We start from the raw sequence: 18,515 nt of genomic DNA, 5'->3' as shown, positions 1-18,515 counted from the left end.
ATCACGGTTGAATGGGTGTGTATCAAGCCAGCAGTGTGAGCATCCACCGGATCTGCTGGCTAATCTCTTGGAGCTTCGCCTCGGGCACCGCCTGCGCACGCTCAAAGGCAGCCAAGGTCTTCTGCCTCAGGCGTAACGCGCGCTGCCACTTGGCCAAAAACACCGGGCTACGGGCCTGCATCAGTAACGGGCCGAAGAACAGTTGTTCGGCGGTATACACCACAGGGTCTGCGCGCTCAGCGACGATGATTTCGTAGTAAAAGCGGTTTTCATGCAACAGCTCTTCGCTGACGATGCGATAGCCATTGCGCATTAACCAAAGGCGCAGCGGTTGCTCACCGCCATTGGGTTGCAGGATCAGCCGCTCAGCGCCGCTCAGATGAGCTTTGCCGGCCTCAAGGATGTCGCGGATCGTCTCACCGCCCATGCCGCAGAGGCTGATGGCCGTGATGCCGTCACGCGCCTCGATGGCCGCCAAGCCATCGGCCAGGCGCACAGTAATCTGCTGCTCCAGGCCATTGTCACGCACGGTCCGTTCGGCCGCCTGGAACGGTGTGGTCGCGACCTCTCCCGCCAGCGCCGCGTCGATCACGCCACGGCGCACTAACGCCACCGGCAGATAGGCATGGTCCGAGCCGATATCGGCCAGACGCGCGCCATTCGGCACATGCGCTGCCACGCGCTCCAGGCGCATGGACAAGGTGTGTTCGTTCAACCTGTGTTCCTTATCATTCCCCGGAAAATCGATCCCGGCTGTTAGTCAGATGCAACACCATGGCGGCGCGTGCGGCGTCCGGATCCTGGCGTTTGATCGCATTGAAAATGGCCTCATGCTCCAGGTTCGCCAATTGCCCGAGTTTGGCAAAGTCCGCCCCGCCACGTTCGTCCACCTTCACCTGAGTGCGCGGAATCATCGCATTACCCAGGTGCAACATGATTTCGGTGAAGAAGGTATTGCCGGTGGCTTCGGCGATCTGTTGGTGGAAGCGTTTGTCCTCTTCCACGCAGCTGTCGTTGTTGGCGAGAGAGGCCTGGTAGTCGTCCAGTGCTTCGCGCATGCGTGCCAGTTGAGCATCGGTGCGACGCAGTGCAGCCAGCGCCACCGCTTGCACCTCCAGGCCCAGGCGCAGTTCCAACATGTTGCGCACGCTGGCGACCGTGTCCACATGCAGGCGCAAGCCTTGTTGGGCGCTCTGCTCCAGCACAAAGGTGCCGATGCCGTGACGCGTCTCTACCAGCCCCGAAGCCTGCAACTTGGAGAGCGCCTCGCGCACCACCGTCCGGCTGACGCCATGCTCCAGCACGATGGTGGATTCCGACGGCAGCTTTTCGCCGGGTTTCAACTGGCCGAGCAGGATGCGCTGGGTCAGGGCGTCGACCACGCCCTGGGCCAGGTTGGTGGAGCGTTTACGCACGGGGGTTGGGGTTTCATTGGGCATTACTGCAAGTCCACGGGTTTGGGCTGGAGCGAGCTTAACACCCAGACAAAGGACGCCGCCGAGGTTGATTTAAAAACCATCCAACTTGTATGACAACCAATCTGATGACAGGATCGCGCCACGGTGACCGGCACCTTAGATACGGAGTCATTTCAACCCCTCCAACCGGTAAAAACCCCAATAAAAATTGGCTAATAACAAAAAAATCATTCCAGCAACGACCTTATAAACACAAAAACATCAATCACTGGATTGCGAATTCCAGAAATCAACTTGTATGATGTCTATCAACAAAACACGCAAACCCGCATAAAAATAATCAGGGGGAGTTTTGAATTGTGAACAATTCAAGCCATGCATCTGCCGCACCACACAGTGATCCGGTCCTCGCGCGCGCCGTGCGCAAAGTGAAGAGCCATGTGCTCCCACTGTTCGTGATCATGTTCATCCTCAACTACATCGACCGGGTCAATATCGGCTTTGTGCGCACGCACATGGAGCACGACTTGGGCATCGGCGCAGCGGCCTATGGGTTCGGTGCCGGGCTGTTCTTCATCGGTTATGCCCTGTTCGAAGTGCCCTCCAACATGCTGCTGCAAAAGGTCGGAGCGCGTATCTGGCTGACCCGCATCATGTTCACCTGGGGCATCGTCGCGACGATGATGGCCTTCATCCAAAACGAAACCCACTTCTACATCCTGCGCTTTCTGCTGGGCGTGGCCGAAGCCGGCTTCTTCCCAGGAGTGATCTACTACTTCACACGCTGGTTGCCGGGCGCGGAGCGCGGTAAAGCCATTGCGATTTTCCTCAGCGGCTCGGCGGTGGCCTCGTTGATCTCTGGCCCGCTGTCGGGTGTGCTATTGCAGATCGAAGGCTTTGGCTTCCACGGCTGGCAATGGATGTTCGCCATCGAAGGCCTGGCCTCGGTGGTGATCGGTTTCTTCGTGTGGTTCTGGCTGGACTCCAAGCCCCACGACGCCAAATGGATGACTCGCGAAGAACAGGACGCACTGGTCGGCGCCATCGACGAGGAGCAACGCCAGCGTGAGGCGCTGACCAGCGTCAAACCGACCCTTGGCAAGCTGCTCAAGGACCGCCAGATCCTGCTGTTCTGCGCCCTGTACTTCTGCATCCAACTGACCATTTACGCGGCGACATTCTGGCTGCCGAGCATCATCAAAAAGATGGGTGACTTGAGTGATGTGCAGGTGGGCTTCTTCAACTCGATTCCGTGGCTGATCTCGATCATCGCCATGTATGCCTTCGCATCGCTGTCGGGCAAGTTCAAGTTCCAACAGGCCTGGGTCGCGGCGGCGCTGTTGATTGCAGCGGCCGGCATGTTCATGTCCACCACCGGCGGGCCAGTGTTTGCCTTTGTGGCGATCTGCTTTGCGGCCATCGGGTTCAAGTCGGCGTCTTCGCTGTTCTGGCCGATCCCTCAGGGTTATCTGGACGTACGCATTGCCGCTGCCGTGATCGCGCTAATCAACTCCATCGGCAACCTGGGCGGCTTCGTTGCGCCGACCACTTTCGGCTTTCTGGAGCAGACCACCGGCTCGATCCAAGGCGGCCTCTACGGCCTGGCCGGTACCTCAGTGCTGGCGGCGATCCTGGTGTTTTTCGCCAAGACCACGCCCTCTGCCCCATTGACGTCGCCAGACGTAGCGCCAACCGGCGCGGCCCTCAGCAAACCTCTTTGAGCCTATTTAGGAATTTGCCATGAATACTCCAGTCGTCACCCACTTCCAGGTCATCCCCGTCGCCGGCCACGACAGCATGCTGCTCAACCTCAGCGGCGCCCATGGGCCGTTTTTTACCCGCAACATCGTGATTCTCAAGGACAGCTCGGGCAACACCGGCGTTGGTGAAGTGCCCGGTGGCGAACGCATCCGCGAAACCCTGGAAGACGCCCGCAGCCTGGTGATCGGCCAACCCATCGGCCAATACCAACGCATCCTCAACCAAATGCGCAGCACGTTTGCCTCGCGGGATTCGGCTGGCCGTGGCCTGCAGACCTTTGACCTGCGCATCACCATCCATGCCGTCACCGCGATGGAGGCCGCCCTGCTCGACCTGCTGGGGCAGTTCCTCGAAGTGCCGGTGGCCGCATTGCTCGGCGAGGGCCAGCAGCGTGACGCGGTGAAGATGCTCGGCTATCTGTTCTATGTGGGCGACCGCAACGCCACCGACCTGGCCTACCGCAACGAGGCGGACAGTGACGACGAGTGGTTCCGCCTGCGCCATGAAAAAGCCCTGACGGCCGAAGCCGTGGTGCGCCTGGCCGAAGCCGCCAAAGCCAAATACGGCTTTAACGACTTCAAACTCAAGGGCGGCGTTTTAAGCGGCGACGAAGAAATCGAAGCCGTCACCGCCCTCGCCGAACGCTTCCCCGATGCACGCATCACGCTGGACCCAAACGGCGCCTGGTCGCTCAAAGAAGCCATCCGCCTATGCCGCGATCAACACCACGTGCTCGCCTACGCCGAAGACCCCTGCGGCGCCGAAAATGGTTACTCGGGCCGCGAAGTCATGGCTGAATTCCGTCGCGCCACGGGCCTGAAAACCGCCACCAACATGATCGCCACCGACTGGCGCGAAATGGGCCACGCGATCCAGTTGCAATCGGTGGACATCCCCCTGGCCGATCCACACTTCTGGACCATGCAGGGCTCCGTGCGCGTGGCGCAGATGTGCAACGACTGGGGCCTGACTTGGGGATCGCACTCCAACAACCACTTCGACATTTCCCTGGCGATGTTCACCCAAGTGGCCGCCGCCGCACCGGGCGATATCACCGCCATCGACACCCACTGGATCTGGCAGGACGGCCAACGCCTGACCAAGGAGCCGCTGAAAATCGAAGGCGGTTATGTGAAGGTGCCGGCCAAGCCTGGCCTGGGCGTGGACATCGACATGGACGCCGTGGCCAAGGCCCACGAGGTGTACAAAGGCATGGGCCTTGGCGCACGGGATGACAGCGTGGCGATGCAGTTTTTGATTCCGGGGTGGAGTTTTAACAACAAGCAGCCTTGCCTGGTGCGCTGAAGAGCTGGGTTCTAAGGGAGGCCCGACCTCCAAAACACAATCAATCCAATGTGGGAGGGGGCTTGCTCCCGATTGCGGTGTGTCAGCCAGAAATGTATCGACTTAAACTCCGCTATCGGGAGCAAGCCCCCTCCCACAGGGGGCCTCGGTGTTTTCAGGGTTGTGGTCGCTCGCTAAACCACGTGGCAGGGTTTACCGGCCGCAGCCCGCTTTGCTCTGGCGGTTTTCTTGCTTGCCACCGCCGCAATCGGCTGCACCGTCAGTTCCACGCCTAACGACAGCATCAGTTTCTGAATCGTCTCATAGCGCGTTTTAGAACCGCCTTTCAGCGTTTTATACAGGCTCTCGCGATTTCCCCCGCCGCCTACGGGCGCACGAACGCAAGCACCCGCTCCAGCATTCGGTCACAGGCCTCCAGTTGTTCCACGCTGATAAATTCATCCGGCTTATGCCCCTGCTCCATGCTCCCCGGCCCGCACACCACGGTGGGAATGCCAGCTTGATCAAACAACCCGCCCTCGGTGCCAAACGCAACCGTGCCGAAGTCTCGCGAGCCACAAAACTGCGCGATCCATCCGGCGGCCTGGCTGTCCAGAGAAGTCGCCAGCCCCGGGTAGCTGGACAGCTCGCTGATACTGATCGCGCACTGCCCGTTCACCGCCTGCATCGCGGGCAGCAGAGTCTGTTCGGCATAGGCGCGTAACTGCTGCGCCACCTGCCAGGGATCCTGGGCCGGCAGCGCGCGCACTTCAAAATCAAACGTGCAATTCTGCGGGACGATATTCAACGCCTTGCCGCCGTTGACCAGTCCGGTCTGAACCGTGGAAAACGGCGGATCAAAACGTTCATCCAGATGCCGCGGTGCCTTGAGTGACTCGCCGAGCCGCACCAGCTCACCGATCAACCGCGCGGCATATTCGATGGCATTCACCCCGGACGGCGCATACGCCGAATGGCAGGCCGCGCCATGCACGTCACAACGCATCGCCAACTTGCCCTTGTGGCCGAGCACCGGCTTGAGTTCGGTGGGTTCGCCGATCACACACAGCAACGGCTTGACCGCCTGCCCATGAAAACGCTCAAGCAACGAACGCACGCCGAGGCAACCCACCTCTTCGTCATAGGACAGCGCGATATGCACCGGCATACGCAGCGGCGCCTGTACCAACGCCGGCACCAACGCCAACACGCAGGCGATATAGCCCTTCATATCGGCGGTACCACGCCCGTACAACTTGCCGCCTTTCTCCGTCAGCTCGAACGGCGCCACGCTCCAGCGCTGGCCGTCCACCGGCACCACATCGGTATGCCCGGACAACACGATGCCGGGCACATCAGCCGGGCCGATGGTCGCCAGCAGGTTGGCCTTGCTCTTGTGTTCGTTGTAGACCAGCTCGCAGGTCACACCGTGGTCCTGCAAATAGGTGCGCACACAGTCGATCAAGGCCAGGTTGGATTCGCGACTGGTGGTGTCGAAGCGCACCAGTTGCGCCAGCAGGTCGCGACTGCTGGTCATCGGTCATCCCCTGGTACCGCATAGCCGGGAGCAATGTGCGGGTTGAGGGCGCGGTCGATGTAGTCCTGCAATTGCGGGCGATAGGCCTGCCAGAGTTTGTCGAGCGTGCCGATAGGGTCTTTATCCGCCCAATCGACGCGCAGGTTGACGATGGGCCAGAGCACGTCGTCGACCACCAGCAGCGCCGCCGAATGCACTGGCCCCGCCTCGCCGCCTTCAGCCACCGCCGTGTGCATCGCCGCCAGCAGTCGGTCGGCAAGGTGCCCCGAGGCCTGTTCGAAAGCCCGCACCATGGCGCCAATCACGCCTGGGTTGGCCAGCATATTCCCCGCCGCCACACACTGTTCACCACTGACCGCCGCGTGAATCCCCAAGGTCTGCGCACCGCTGAAGTGCGCGGTACGGCCTTGGCGGTCAATCACCGTCACCTGGCGATAATCACTGTGCTCCTGCCCTGCGAACACTGCCGCCAGCGCCTCACTCGGCGCCATGCCCTGCTCCAGTAAATCCAGCACTTGCGGCCCCAGGCTCGGCAAGGTGATGTTCTGCGACGCTACCGCGCCCACACCCGCACGCAGCCAGGGGCAACGCGCCCCCACGGCAATGCTCGACGAGCTGATCGCAATGCCCAACTGGCCGGTCTCGGCGCAGCGGGCGACAACGGAAAAGGTCATGGGGCGTTCCTCAATCGAGTACCGAGGGGTCGGCGTCGATCATCATTTGCTTCATTTCTTCAAAATGCCGACGTGAGAAATCCGCGATGCCTTCCCAGCTCCGCGCAGTTTTCTCCGCCACTTCATCGGACAACAACCGCAGCGGCTGCCCGGTGGACCAGGCCGTCACGAGGATCTGGCAAGAGCGTTCCAGGGTCCAGATATCGTCAAAGGCTTCACCGATGGACGCAGCGGTCACCATCACGCCGTGGTTACCCATCAACAGCCGGGCTTTGCCATCAAGCAGGCCGGCCAGGCGCGCGCCTTCCGCCTCCGTATCGGCCATGCCGCCGTAGAGTTCATCCACCGCCACGCGGTTGAAATAGCGTGCGGTGTTCTGGTCGATCGGCGGGATATGCGGCGTGGCCAGGCACGCCACCGCGGTGGTGTACACCGGGTGCAAATGCAGCACGGCGCGGGTGTGCGGCAGCAGCCGATGGATCTGCCCATGGATCGACCAGGCCGTCGAATCCACATTTTGGTTGTCGGCACAGGCGGGATCGTCCGCGTTCAACAGCACCAGGTCGCTGGCGCGAATACGCGAGAAGTGCTTCCACTTCGGGTTGAGCAAAAACTGTTTGCCATCGGCCGACACCGCGGCGCTGAAGTGGTTGGCCACCGCTTCATGCATGCCTAGGTGGGCGATGATGCGAAAGGTCGCCGCCAGGTCGATGCGTGTCTGTTCTTCGAGGGATAACGCCATGGATCGGACTCCTCAGAGCGCGACCGCAAGGCTGCGGCCGCGCGGTAGGGTTACTTCGGCATCAGCGCCGCGAGGTCGGCCTCAGTCGGCGCCTCGAAGTTGTACTTCTTCAGCAAGGCCGCGTATTCAGGCGTGGCGCGGTATTTCTCCAGACCGTCGAGCAAGGCTTGCTTCACCGTGTCATTGCCCTTCTTCACACCGAAGCCGTTCAGCACCGGATAGATCAGGGTGTCGGAGGAAATCACCACGCGGCTACCGAGCTTGTCGATCACACCGCGGGCCACGGCGGCGTCGGTGATTTGCGCTTCCACCGCGTGGGCCAACAGGGCCTGGGTGGTTTGTGGGTCAGTGCTGTATTCGCTGATCAGGATCGGCTTCAAGCCCTTGGCCACGCAGTACTCGGCCGACAGCTTGTTCATCTGCGCCAGCCACGAGGTAGCGCCCATGGAGCCGATCTTGTGGCCGCAGAACTCTTCCGGAGTCTTGGGCTGGAAGGCGCTGTCCTTGAGGGCCAGGATCGATTCGCCGCTCTTGAGGTAAGGGATCATGTCGATGACCTTGACCCGCTCGGCGGTGATGTACATCGACGAGTTGGTCACATCGAAACGCCCGGCTTGCAGGCCGGTGATCAAGTTGGGGAAGCGCGTGTCGAGGGTCTCGACCTTGCGGCCCATGACCTTGCCCAGGCCGTCCATGAACTCGATATCAAAGCCCGCAGGCTTGTTGTTATCCATGTACTCATAGGGGAAGAAGGTCACGTCGGAACCGGCGATGATCTTGCCTTCCTGCTGGAACGCCGAAGCCGCCAACGAGGTCATTGCAACCGCAGCGCCCAGCAGGCACACGGCAAGGGGACGAACACTGTTACGAAACGCTGTCATGGTCATTACCCGCAAGGTTTTAGGAGGTTAGGCAGTGGCAGAATCTTGTCCGGCCTGTTGCACGAAGAACGACGCACCACGGGGTTTCTGTGGCAGGCGCATATGGTTGTTGGTGGAACGCACCAAGCCACTTTCTTCACCGGCCACCAGCAGGCCGGCGTGTGTACTGGGCAACGGGTTTTCGCCGAATGGCAGCGCGTCTTCAGCGGCATAGACGCTGATGAACAGGGTGCGCGGCAGTTCGGTCTCATTAGGGCTGGAAGCATGCAAAAGACGCGTGTGCATAAAGCACACGGAACCGGCCGGGCCGTAGCAGGCGACCGGATGCTGGCAGTGTTGCGCGACCACGGCATCGTCCACCGAACCGGTGAAACGCTGATCCTGCCAGTGCGACCACAGCGGGCCTTTGTGGCTACCGGGGATCACATTCAGCGGGCCGTTCTGCGGGGTCACTTCACTGACCATCAGCAACGCGGTGACGATGTCGTCGTTGCTGTGGGGCGTGAACAGGAAGTCCTGGTGCCACTTCACCTGGGTGGCGGTGTGGGGCAGTTTCGAGTTGATCTTGCTATGGTGAAAACGCGCGCCGCTGGCGCCGACCAATTGCGCGGAAATCGCCGCCATGCGCGAGTGCAACGCCACGCGCTGATACGCCGGGGAAATCTCGGTGGGCGAACTCACCCGGCGCAACGACGGGTGATCGGCGCGGTGGTCACCCTCCAGGTCAAAGCGCGCGCGGCCATCCACGGTGGCGCCCCAGCCTTGGTCATGGCTGCGGCTCTCTTCTACCCACTGGTCGAAGTCATGCTGCAGCGCGGCCACTTCGTCCAGCGACAACACGCCTTCTACCACCAGGAAGCCGTCGCGCTGGAATTGTTCGATGTGTGCTTGCTCAATCATGTTGTTTTTTCCTGAACGTTAAAGAGATCACGCCAGCGAGACGTCCTTGAGGAACGCCTCCACGCGTGGGTTCTGGCCGCGGCGCAACACCTCGGGCGTGTCATCGCAGACCACACGCCCCTTCTCCATAAACACGATTCGATCAGAGACCTTGAACGCAAAATTCATCTCGTGCGTGACGATCACCATGGTGATGCCCTCCCCGGCCAGGGCTTCGATCACCTGCAGCACTTCATTGACTTTCTCCGGGTCAAGGGCCGAGGTGGGCTCGTCGAACAGCATGATTTGCGGGCGCATCATCAAGGCGCGGGCGATGGCCACGCGTTGCTGCTGGCCGCCGGACAACTGGTGCGGGTACTTCCAGGCATGGTCGAGCATGCCGACCTTGTGCAGCAGCGCGTATGCCTGTTGCTTGAGCGCGTCGGTGCGACCCAGGCGGTGGTACTTCGGCGCCATCAGCAGGTTGTCGAGCACGCTCAAATGCGGGAACAGGTTGAAGCTCTGGAACACCATGCCGATGTTCAGGCGATGCTCGGCGTGCTCGATGTACTGGGGCTTTTGCGCGCCCACCTTGTTCAGGTGGATGAAAGGCAGGCCATTGATATGAACCTCACCATTGTCCAGTTGCTCGAGGCCGTTGAGCAGGCGGATCAGCGTGGTCTTGCCGGAGCCCGACGGGCCGATTACCGACACCACTTCACCCGGCTGAATCAGCAGGTTGACCGAACCCAGCACCTCGATGTCGTTGTAGGCCTTGTGCAACCGCGAGGCTTGCAGCGCCGCAGCGCCGTTACTTTCCGGGCGTTGCAGGGCGGTGCGCTGTTGGGTAGCCAAGGCCAGCACGTGTGCATCCGGCACGCGGGAGACATTGCGCTGGTTGACGTCGAGAAAGCGCTCCAGGCGTTTGAGCAAAAAGTCGAACACCGTGACGATAAACACATAGAAGAACGCCACCGCCGCCATGGTTTCGATCACCAGGAAGTTCTGCGAGTACAGGCGCTGGCCGACCATCAGGATCTCGGTCAGAGAGATCACCGACACCAACGAGGTGAGCTTGACGATGGAAATGTATTCGTTGGCCAGCGACGGCAACGCCACACGCAGCGCCTGGGGGATCACCACGCGCCATTGGGTACCGAAAAACCTCAGCCCCAACGCCCGCGCCGCTTCGCCTTGGCCCTTGGGAATCGAGAGCAAGCCACCGCGATGGATCTCGGCCACATACGCCGTTTCGCAGATCACCAGCGCCAACAAGCCGGACCAGAACGGGTCGGCCAGCACCGCCGAGGTGCCCGGCAATGCCTGGGGCAAGTTGTAGATAAAGATCAGCAGCACCAACAGCGGCAGGCTGCGGAACAACCAGATATACCCCCGCGCCGGCACGCTCAGCAGGCCATGCTTGGACTGCTTGGCCAGCGCCAGCAGAAAGCCCAGGCCGATGCTCAACACCCAGGTCAGGGTACTGAGCTTGATCACCGTCCACGTCGCACGCCAGAACTCGGCATCAGCCAGCAAACCAAACATGTAATTCCAGTCGAATGTCATCGTCGCTGCGCCTTGCAAAAAATGAAGTGGGTCTGCCTCGATGGGATGAGAGTCGTGGCGGCGGGGTCTTGGGGTCAATTCGTAAAAGCCGGGGCACTGGGTAGGCAGAACCTATGCAGTCCTGAACGAAGCAAAAATCCACTGTGGGAGAGGGCAAGCCCGCTCCCACATTTGCCCTGCTGTGTTCTGGAGAGAGCATGCACTGGCCGAAATGGTGCGCGTCTGAATTCGCCTCCCCGCCCACGCCATCTATTGGTGCAATCTCAGCTCACATCACTCAACACCCGCACCGCATGCGGGTCAAAAAAGCTCGGCGGCGCCATGCCGGGGATGTACTGGTCGGAGACAAACATGCGGCAGCGTTCGGCAAACGCCGACACCACACGGGACAACTGGGTGTTGCTCGCCGTGGCGTAACCCAGCTTCATCGGCCGATGTGTACCGGCCAGGCGCAGGCGGATCACGCGTTTGCCGTCCTGGGACATATTCGATTTGGGCCGCGCGTTCGCAAACGAATAGCCAATGCCATTGCCGACCATGGCGCGCACCGTTTCGAGGTTGGTGGAACGCATGATGATGTTCGGCGTGGTGCCCGCCTGGATGAACAGGCTGAGGAAATAGTCGCGGCTCCAGGGCGTATCCAGCAGCACCACCGGGTAGGCCTCGAGGTCTTGCATGCTGACCGCGGGCAAGCTCGCCAGCGGGTGATACTCGCCCACCATCACATACGGCGGCAGGTGCGCGAGGGGTTGGAAGTCGATATCCGGACTGGTCACCAGGTCGTAGGTCAGGGCGATATCCAGTTCGCCACTGCGCAGTTTTTCCAGCAGTTCCTCATGATTGCCTTCGGCCTGGGTCAAGCGCACACCGGGGAACGCACGGCCGAAACCGAATACCAATTCCGGCGTGATCATCGGCGCCAGCGACTCCAGGCATCCGACCCGCAATGGCCCGCGCACGGTGTTCAGTGACTCCGAAGCGATGGTGTAGAGGTTGCTCATCTGCTCCAGGATCTGCTTAGCCTCCAGCATCACCAGACGCCCCACCGCCGTGAGGGAAATGCCCTGGGCGTGGTGGCGGATAAACAACTGGATGCCCAACTCAGCTTCCATATGGGTGATCGCCGCCGAGATCGACGGCGACGACACATGAATGCGTTCGGCCGCAGCACTGATGCTGCCCGCCTCTCCCGACGCGACGAAATACTCCAGTTGACGCTGAGTAATACGACTGAGCATGACGCCTGCCCCTCAACAATGACTGTACGGCGAGCGTTGCAGGGTTCGTGCCGGGTCATGGGCGAGCCGATGAGTTACAGGGGCTTCGGTTTTTCCTAAGCACTACCCCGCGCAAATGCTGGTTTCGCCCGAGAGGGGGCGATGTGAAGCTGGTTTCATCCCGCTTACGACGAGCCCTTCGATATGCCTACCCACACCCGCATCCGCATGTTCAACACCAAACAGACTTATCCCAACCAGGCGCTGGACAACGACCTGTGCCAGGCCGTGCGCGCCGGCAACACCATCTATGTGCGCGGCCAGATCGGTACCGATTTCGACGGCAACCTGATCGGCCTCGGCGACCCGCGCGCCCAGGCCGAACAGGCGATGAAGAACGTCAAGCAACTGCTCGAAGAGGCGGGCTCGGACCTGTCGCACATCGTCAAGACCACCACTTATTTGATCGACCCGCGCTACCGCGAGCCGGTGTACCAGGAGGTCGGTAAATGGCTCAAAGGTGTGTTCCCGATTTCCACCGGCCTGGTGATTTCCGGCCTTGGCCAGCCGGAGTGGCTGATGGAGATCGATGTGATCGCCGTGGTGCCGGACGACTGGACCGTATCCGTATGAAAGCGGTGATTGCCCGTGAGCCCGGTGGCCCTGAAGTGCTGCAGGTGGTGGAACGCCCTGTGCCGGCTTTGCAACCCGGTGAGGTGCTGATTCGCGTCGTGGCGGCCGGGGTCAATCGCCCCGACCTGATGCAACGCAGCGGCTCAGCAATCCCACCCGGCGTTACCGATGTGCTGGGCCTGGAAGCGGCGGGCATTGTGGTCGCGGTGGGCAGCCGCGTGGATGAATGTGCGGTGGGCGATCGCGTGATGGCCTTGCTCAACGGCGGCGGCTACGCCGAGTACTGCGTGGCCCAGGCGGCGCACTGCCTGCCGGTGCCGGCGGGATTATCGCTGCACGCTGCCACTGCGGTTCCGGAAGCGGCGTTCACGGTGTGGCACACCCTGTTTGAGCTCGGGCGCCTGCGCAGCGGCGACAGCGTGCTGATCCACGGCGCCGCCAGTGGCGTCGGCAGCTTTGCCGTGCAGTGTGCGCAGGCTGCGGGGGCGCGGGTGATCGCCACCGCAGGCGGCCCGCAAAAGGTCGCGATGCTGCAAGCGCTGGGTGTATGGCGTGCGATTGATCGCCATTTGGAAGACTTCGTCGCGGTGGTGCACGACTGCACCCAAGGACGCGGCGTCGACGTGGTGCTGGATAACGTCGGCGGCCCCTATGTCGCGCGCAATCTGGCGGCCATGGCCATGGGCGGGCGGCATGTGAGCCTGTCATTCCTGCAAGGCGCGAACATCGAGTTGGACTTGCAGGTGCTGATGCGCAAAAACCTCAGCCTCACCTCCTCCACCCTGCGCCCCAAAAGCCACGCTGAAAAAGCCCGCCTGGCGGCGTGTATCCGCTCGCGCGTGTTGCCCTGGCTGGCGGCCGGTGTGGTGCGCCCACAGATCCACGCGCAGTTGCCCCTGTCTCAAGCGGCCGATGCCCATCGCCTGCTGGAAGCCAACGCCAACGTCGGCAAAGTCGTGCTGACCGTCGCCGAATAACCTGGAGCCCGTCATGCCCCACCGCGTGTACTTCCTCAATGGCCCTAATGCCAACCTCTACGGGCTGGACAAGCACGGCACCTACGGCAACGAAAGCTTCGCCAGCATCGAAGCCCGCTGCCAACGCCACGCCGGCGAGTTGGGCCTGACCCTGGACTTTCGCCAAAGCAACCACGAAGGCGTGATGGTGGACTGGATTCAAGAGGCGCGCCTGAACAGCGACGCCCTGGTGATCAATGCCGCCGGCCTCAGCTACAGCTCAGTGCCGATCCTTGACGCGCTGCTGGCCTTCGGCGGCCCGATCATCGAAGCGCACATGAGCAATATCTGGAAGCGCGAGCGCTTTCGGCATCACTCCTACGTGTCCAGGGCCGCCACCGGTGTGATCGCCGGGCTGGGGGCGTTGGGATATGAATTGGCGCTGACGGCGGTGGCCGAGTTGCTCAAGCCTTAAATGCGAACTCGAAAACACAGCAGACCCAATGTGGACCCTCGGTGTTGCTAATAAACCTCTTACTTTCCAGGAAACGCCAATGACCGTCGAAACCATCAACACCCTAGTAGTCGGCGCAGGCCAGGCCGGCGTCGCCATGAGCGAACACCTGTCCCTGATGGGCGTGCCCCACATCGTGCTCGAACGCCACCGCATCGCCGAACGCTGGCGCTCCGAACGCTGGGACTCCCTGGTCGCCAACGGCCCCGCCTGGCACGACCGCTTCCCCGGCCTGACCTTCGAAGGCCTCTCCCCCGAAGCCTTCCCGCCCAAAGAACGCATGGCCGACTACTTCGAAGCCTACGTCGACAAACTCCAGGCTCCGGTGCGCACTGGCGTAGAAGTGCAACAAGTAGAGCGCCACCTCGGCCGCCCCGGCTTCAAAGTCACGACCTCGGCCGGCGTGATCGAAGCCACCAACATCGTCGCCGCCACCGGCCCGTTCCAACGCCCCTCAATCCCCAACATCGTCCCCACCACCGCACCGATTCACCAACTGCACTCGTCCACCTACAAAAACCCCGGCCAACTCCCCGAAGGCGCCGTACTCGTAGTGGGCGCCGGCGCCTCAGGCTCACAAATCGCCGAAGAACTGCAAAAGGCCGGCAAAACCGTGTACCTCTCCGTCGGCGAACACTATCGCCCACCCCGCGCCTACCGCAGCCGCGACTACTGCTGGTGGCTGGGCGCATTGGGTTTATGGGACGAAGTCAAAATCCAGCCGAAGAAAAAGCACGTGGCGTTTGCAGTGAGTGGCTATGAAGGCGGCAAGACCGTCGACTTCCGCCGACTGGCGCACCAAGGCATTCACTTGGTAGGCGTTACCCAGAATTGGGAGGACGGCGTCATGACCTTCCAACCGGGCCTGGCCGAAAACGTGGCCGAAGGGGATCGTGCGTATTTTGATGTACTGCGTGATGCGGATGCGTATATCGAAGCCAACGGCCTGCCATTCCCGCTGGAACCGCAAGCCTGGGAACTGCTGCCCGACCCGGAGTGCCTGCTTGATCCGATCCTCAGCCTCAACCTGGCTGAAGCCGGTGTAACCACCATTCTCTGGGCAACCGGCTTCAAGTTCGATTTCAGCTGGTTGAAGGTGGATGCGTTTGATGAGAAAGGCGAGCCGTTCCACAAACGCGGAATCTCGGCGCAAAGCGGCGTTTACTTTTTGGGCCTGCCGAATCTGGTGAACCGTGCGTCGTCGTTTATCTATGGGGTGTGGCACGACGCGAAATACGTGGCGGACCATATCGTGCTGCAGAACGAGTACAAGGCCTACAAGAAGCCGGAGTGAAGGGGGAGCCGGTGAGGCGGCAAACGATAGAGATGGGGCCCAAGGAAAACGTCCTACACAGCCGCTTCACTTTGCGTAAAATGCGAGCCGTTCTCGATCAGGAAAACTCAACCCAGGATGGGTAACGCTTGAAACCGCTTGATACCCATGCGCCAAAACACGCCGACACGGCCATCACACGACTTAAGCTCAAAGACCAACTGGCCGTAGACCCTTACAAGGGATTGGCATTGCTGGAAAGCACCCTCCTCTGTTTGGTAACGACGGCCCTTATGCTGTTCGTTGCACAAAGCGTCGGCATAACCGACACATTCAAGAGCAACGCCCTCTATAGCGGCACACTGGGCGCATGTATAGGCGCGACGTACTGGATGTACCACGACGCGGCACTTTCCGAGTGGAGCATTGCCCGGCATATCAGCCCCACTGCACTGCAAAACGCGATGCTCGCCTTGAAGTATTCCGAGACGCAGGAAGGCGTTTACTACCCGAAAAACGCATATTCACCCCATTCCATCGGTGCGATTCAGAGCGGATCACGCTCACCACACTGGATGGGGGCACGCGCTTCGCAGGCCCCTATTTCAAGCTGAAAGCGCTGTCGGCCAGGCTGATGGAGCAGGAAGGGATTTGAATCAACCGGACTTGGCCATTCCTACCTAACGAGCGATGGCACTTGGCCAAAGCACTGAAATGGCGACTTTTCTGACGACAAGGACGTAGGCAGTGATGACAACGCCGGCCATCCTGCATGCCCTGTGTGCGTTTTTTGCGCCATTTGAGGCTTGGACATCTTCGTCCTTGGCTGGGCGCAGGCGCTCAGGGAGCTGACCCCGATGAAGCCCGCTTGGGCAACTTCCAATTCGGCCGGATGAAATGGCAGGTATACCCGTTCGGTATCCGCTCCAGATAATCCTGATGCTCCGGCTCCGCCTCCCAAAACTCGCTAGCGGGCTCAATTTCCGTGACCACACGTCCTGGCCACAGCTTGGAGGCATCCACATCAGCCGCGGTATCTTCGGCAATATCCCTTTGCTGTTCGCTCAGGTAGTAAATCGCCGAACGATAGCTCGGCCCAAGATCATTGCCCTGCCGATTCGGCGTGCTGGGGTCATGGATCTGGAAAAAGAACTCAAGAATCTGCCGGTAGGAAATCACCGCCGGGTCAAACACGATTTCAATCGCCTCAGCATGGTTGCCATGGTTGCGATAGGTGGCATTCGGCACATCGCCACCGGTGTAGCCGACCCGCGTTTGCAGAACACCGGGGTAGCGGCGCAACAGGTCTTGCATGCCCCAGAAGCAGCCGCCGGCGAGGATGGCGGTTTCGGTTGGGTTGGTCATGGTTTGTCCTTGCGGTTAATGGAGACAGAGGTAGTTATGGGGGGATGTTGGGAAATACCAAGTTGAATCGAGCAAAAACGGGGGTGGCCGCTTCACTTTACGTAGAATGCGAGTTGTTCTCGATCAGGAAAACTCAACCCAGGAGGGGTAACGCTTGAAACCGCTTAACACCCACGCGCCAAAACACGCCGACACTGCCATCACCCGACTTAAGCTCAAAGACCAACTGGCCGCTGACCCTTACAAGGCATTGGCACTACTGGAAAGCATCCTCCTCTGTTTTGTTGCGACGGCCATTCTGCTGTTTGCTGCACACATCATGGGCATAACCGACACATTCAAGAGCAACGTCCTTTACGGCGGCACCCTGGGCGCATGCATAGGGCGGACTTACAGCATGTACCGCGACGCCGCACTTGCCGAGTGGCGCGTTGCCAGTCGTATCAGCCCCGCTGCACTGCAAAAAGCGATGCTCGCCTTAAAATATTCCGAGACGTCGGAAGGCGTTTACTACCCAAAAAAACGCATGTTCACCCCATTCCATCGGTGCGTTTCAGAACGGATCACGCTCACGGTACTGGATGGCGACACACGCTTCATCGGCCCCCATCACAAGCTGAAAGCGCTGTCGGCCATGCAACTCACTGACGAACCAGAAACGCCAGTATCCGACTCCACACCACCACGGGTGCAAGGCTGAGGAACGGTCCCGACCTGAAACTGAATCAAGCGGCGCATCGTACGATTGATCACTACCTCAACGCGGGGGCAGAACCGCTGGAGACGCCTCCCCCGCACACGACGACGCTATTCAGCGTTGCTGACGATGTTCGCAGTGAAGTGTTGATTGCTAATAGCTATGAGACTTTTTCTTCGATTACTGCGTTGTTGCTGGACCTATCGGATGAGCTGACCGGGAAGCAACGAGATGTGGCGTTGGCGATTCACCCGTTGAGTGAATTGGGAGTTTTGTTGGTGGGTAAGTTGATGGAACGAGAGTGAGCTGGAGCGGGCAGCTAACCTTCTACCCACTCGATTGATCGCTGAGTCTTTGTGACTCACTTTACGAAGACTCGACGATTTTCTTTAGGAATAAATAGACCCCTTCCCTAACCCGTCTCAACGCGAGTTCGTGATCGGCAGCTTCCGTAGATAAGCAGTCAGCCGTCGATTAATCTCGCGAACCTTGGCCAGCCGAATTTCCAATGCTCGCGAGAAACATCCTGGCCTCTCGATTAGACCGCAGATAAACCACGCGGCAGGTTGATGGTGCAGTTGCCACGAGTTGCTGCATCTTTGCTCGCGCTGTTTTTTTCGTCCGCCACATGAATCTAAAAAACTCCGGCAGGTTCGCCAGCAGTTCGGGGCAGTTCTCGGGCAAGTCAGGCCGAGATTGACCCCGTTGGAGCAGCGTTCTGCGCAGTACGCGCAAGAATCGAAGCGTCGCCGAACGATCAATCCATATCAAAAGATCTGCACGGGCCATCCGGTTGTCCCAAGTGGCTGAATGACCTCCTTCGAATATCCAGCAATCACGAGCCTCGACCTCGAGACAAAGCTGCGTCTTCTCGTCCCGGCTTCGTTCTATCCAACCTGGCTGCCAGTGAATAGTGTCGATATGAACGACCGGCAAGCCCGTGCGCTGACCAAGCTCGCGCGCCAAAGTGCTTTTGCCAGACCCAGGTTGACCAACAATCATCACCCGTTGCATCGAAGCTCCTTCTCGCTATGCACGCTGATTTTTTGGGGGTGGGGATTTTACGTCAATGCCTATATCGGTCAACAACAAGGGGTCAGAGCGACAGGCAGCTTTCG

General features: G+C 60.4%; 20 protein-coding genes and 1 pseudogene. 9 read left to right on the top strand and 12 right to left on the bottom strand.

The window, feature by feature from the left end; all coding sequences use genetic code 11:
- Positions 1-22: 22 nt before the first annotated feature.
- Together AB4N82_RS19360 and AB4N82_RS19355 are read right to left on the bottom strand one after the other, a co-directional pair.
- Positions 23-715, bottom strand: a complete 693-nt coding sequence (locus AB4N82_RS19360) for a tRNA (adenine(22)-N(1))-methyltransferase (protein WP_032885887.1) — start codon at positions 713-715, stop codon at positions 23-25.
- A 13-nt stretch (positions 716-728) separates the two neighbouring features.
- Complete coding sequence (locus AB4N82_RS19355; protein WP_095185533.1) at positions 729-1,439, bottom strand: FadR/GntR family transcriptional regulator; 711 nt, start codon at positions 1,437-1,439, stop codon at positions 729-731.
- 338 nt (positions 1,440-1,777) lie between these two features.
- On the opposite strand from AB4N82_RS19355, the gene AB4N82_RS19350 reads away from it, so the two are divergent.
- On the top strand, positions 1,778-3,139 hold the full coding sequence (locus AB4N82_RS19350; RefSeq protein ID WP_122764648.1) for an MFS transporter: 1,362 nt from the start codon (positions 1,778-1,780) through the stop codon (positions 3,137-3,139).
- Positions 3,140-3,158: 19 nt separating this feature from the next.
- Positions 3,159-4,484 (top strand): glucarate dehydratase, encoded by a 1,326-nt coding sequence (gene gudD / locus AB4N82_RS19345; RefSeq protein ID WP_095185531.1) that lies wholly within the window; start codon positions 3,159-3,161, stop codon positions 4,482-4,484.
- 173 nt (positions 4,485-4,657) lie between these two features.
- Here gudD and AB4N82_RS19340 read toward each other — a convergent pair.
- The 8 genes and pseudogenes from AB4N82_RS19340 to AB4N82_RS19305 form a co-directional block, all read right to left on the bottom strand.
- Positions 4,658-4,843 (bottom strand): annotated as a pseudogene (locus tag AB4N82_RS19340) (addiction module antidote protein); the annotation flags it as partial.
- A 5-nt stretch (positions 4,844-4,848) separates the two neighbouring features.
- Positions 4,849-6,000 (bottom strand): acetylornithine deacetylase, encoded by a 1,152-nt coding sequence (gene argE, locus AB4N82_RS19335; protein ID WP_032885892.1) that lies wholly within the window; start codon positions 5,998-6,000, stop codon positions 4,849-4,851.
- Positions 5,997-6,674 (bottom strand): DUF1028 domain-containing protein, encoded by a 678-nt coding sequence (locus AB4N82_RS19330; RefSeq protein WP_032885893.1) that lies wholly within the window; start codon positions 6,672-6,674, stop codon positions 5,997-5,999. Before AB4N82_RS19330 ends, argE begins: the two co-directional genes overlap by 4 nt.
- Positions 6,675-6,684: 10 nt before the next feature.
- On the bottom strand, positions 6,685-7,416 hold the full coding sequence (locus tag AB4N82_RS19325) for a class II aldolase and adducin N-terminal domain-containing protein (protein WP_122764647.1): 732 nt from the start codon (positions 7,414-7,416) through the stop codon (positions 6,685-6,687).
- Positions 7,417-7,466: 50 nt separating this feature from the next.
- Complete coding sequence (locus AB4N82_RS19320; RefSeq protein ID WP_095185651.1) at positions 7,467-8,297, bottom strand: ABC transporter substrate-binding protein; 831 nt, start codon at positions 8,295-8,297, stop codon at positions 7,467-7,469.
- Between the two features lie 27 nt (positions 8,298-8,324).
- Positions 8,325-9,197 (bottom strand): phytanoyl-CoA dioxygenase family protein, encoded by an 873-nt coding sequence (locus AB4N82_RS19315; RefSeq protein ID WP_032885895.1) that lies wholly within the window; start codon positions 9,195-9,197, stop codon positions 8,325-8,327.
- A gap of 27 nt (positions 9,198-9,224) precedes the next feature.
- Complete coding sequence (locus AB4N82_RS19310; RefSeq protein WP_099603097.1) at positions 9,225-10,742, bottom strand: amino acid ABC transporter permease/ATP-binding protein; 1,518 nt, start codon at positions 10,740-10,742, stop codon at positions 9,225-9,227.
- Positions 10,743-11,005: 263 nt separating this feature from the next.
- On the bottom strand, positions 11,006-11,980 hold the full coding sequence (locus tag AB4N82_RS19305; RefSeq protein WP_032885896.1) for a LysR family transcriptional regulator: 975 nt from the start codon (positions 11,978-11,980) through the stop codon (positions 11,006-11,008).
- 183 nt (positions 11,981-12,163) lie between these two features.
- On the opposite strand from AB4N82_RS19305, the gene AB4N82_RS19300 reads away from it, so the two are divergent.
- The 5 genes from AB4N82_RS19300 (at position 12,164) to AB4N82_RS19280 (ending at position 15,949) form a co-directional block, all read left to right on the top strand.
- Positions 12,164-12,592: a RidA family protein gene (locus tag AB4N82_RS19300; RefSeq protein ID WP_032885897.1), complete on the top strand. Its 429-nt coding sequence runs from the start codon at positions 12,164-12,166 to the stop codon at positions 12,590-12,592.
- Positions 12,589-13,569, top strand: coding sequence for an NAD(P)H-quinone oxidoreductase (locus tag AB4N82_RS19295; RefSeq protein WP_081797656.1), 981 nt, complete (start codon positions 12,589-12,591; stop codon positions 13,567-13,569). The genes AB4N82_RS19300 and AB4N82_RS19295 overlap by 4 nt, the downstream gene beginning before the upstream one ends.
- A 13-nt stretch (positions 13,570-13,582) precedes the next feature.
- The gene (locus tag AB4N82_RS19290) at positions 13,583-14,023 is read left to right on the top strand and encodes a type II 3-dehydroquinate dehydratase (protein WP_122764646.1); all 441 of its coding nucleotides are present in this window, start codon (positions 13,583-13,585) and stop codon (positions 14,021-14,023) included.
- Positions 14,024-14,102: 79 nt separating this feature from the next.
- Positions 14,103-15,356: a flavin-containing monooxygenase gene (locus AB4N82_RS19285; RefSeq protein ID WP_122764645.1), complete on the top strand. Its 1,254-nt coding sequence runs from the start codon at positions 14,103-14,105 to the stop codon at positions 15,354-15,356.
- 128 nt (positions 15,357-15,484) lie between these two features.
- On the top strand, positions 15,485-15,949 hold the full coding sequence (locus tag AB4N82_RS19280) for a hypothetical protein (protein WP_122764644.1): 465 nt from the start codon (positions 15,485-15,487) through the stop codon (positions 15,947-15,949).
- 226 nt (positions 15,950-16,175) lie between these two features.
- On the opposite strand, the gene msrA is transcribed toward AB4N82_RS19280, so the two are convergent.
- The gene (gene msrA / locus AB4N82_RS19275; RefSeq protein ID WP_122754079.1) at positions 16,176-16,700 is read right to left on the bottom strand and encodes a peptide-methionine (S)-S-oxide reductase MsrA; all 525 of its coding nucleotides are present in this window, start codon (positions 16,698-16,700) and stop codon (positions 16,176-16,178) included.
- A gap of 154 nt (positions 16,701-16,854) precedes the next feature.
- On the opposite strand from msrA, the gene AB4N82_RS19270 reads away from it, so the two are divergent.
- Together AB4N82_RS19270 and AB4N82_RS19265 are read left to right on the top strand one after the other, a co-directional pair.
- Positions 16,855-17,400 carry a hypothetical protein gene (locus AB4N82_RS19270; RefSeq protein ID WP_122764643.1) on the top strand — a complete coding sequence of 182 codons (546 nt, stop codon included), beginning with the start codon at positions 16,855-16,857 and terminating at the stop codon, positions 17,398-17,400.
- Positions 17,401-17,414: 14 nt separating this feature from the next.
- Positions 17,415-17,702 (top strand): DUF6124 family protein, encoded by a 288-nt coding sequence (locus AB4N82_RS19265; protein WP_241089594.1) that lies wholly within the window; start codon positions 17,415-17,417, stop codon positions 17,700-17,702.
- A gap of 169 nt (positions 17,703-17,871) precedes the next feature.
- Here AB4N82_RS19265 and AB4N82_RS19260 read toward each other — a convergent pair whose 3' ends face one another.
- Positions 17,872-18,411 carry an AAA family ATPase gene (locus AB4N82_RS19260; RefSeq protein WP_122764641.1) on the bottom strand — a complete coding sequence of 180 codons (540 nt, stop codon included), beginning with the start codon at positions 18,409-18,411 and terminating at the stop codon, positions 17,872-17,874.
- Positions 18,412-18,515: the final 104 nt, after the last annotated feature.

Source organism: Pseudomonas sp. H1_D04, assembly GCF_054683855.1.
This window is presented reverse-complemented; position numbering and strand designations above follow the sequence as displayed.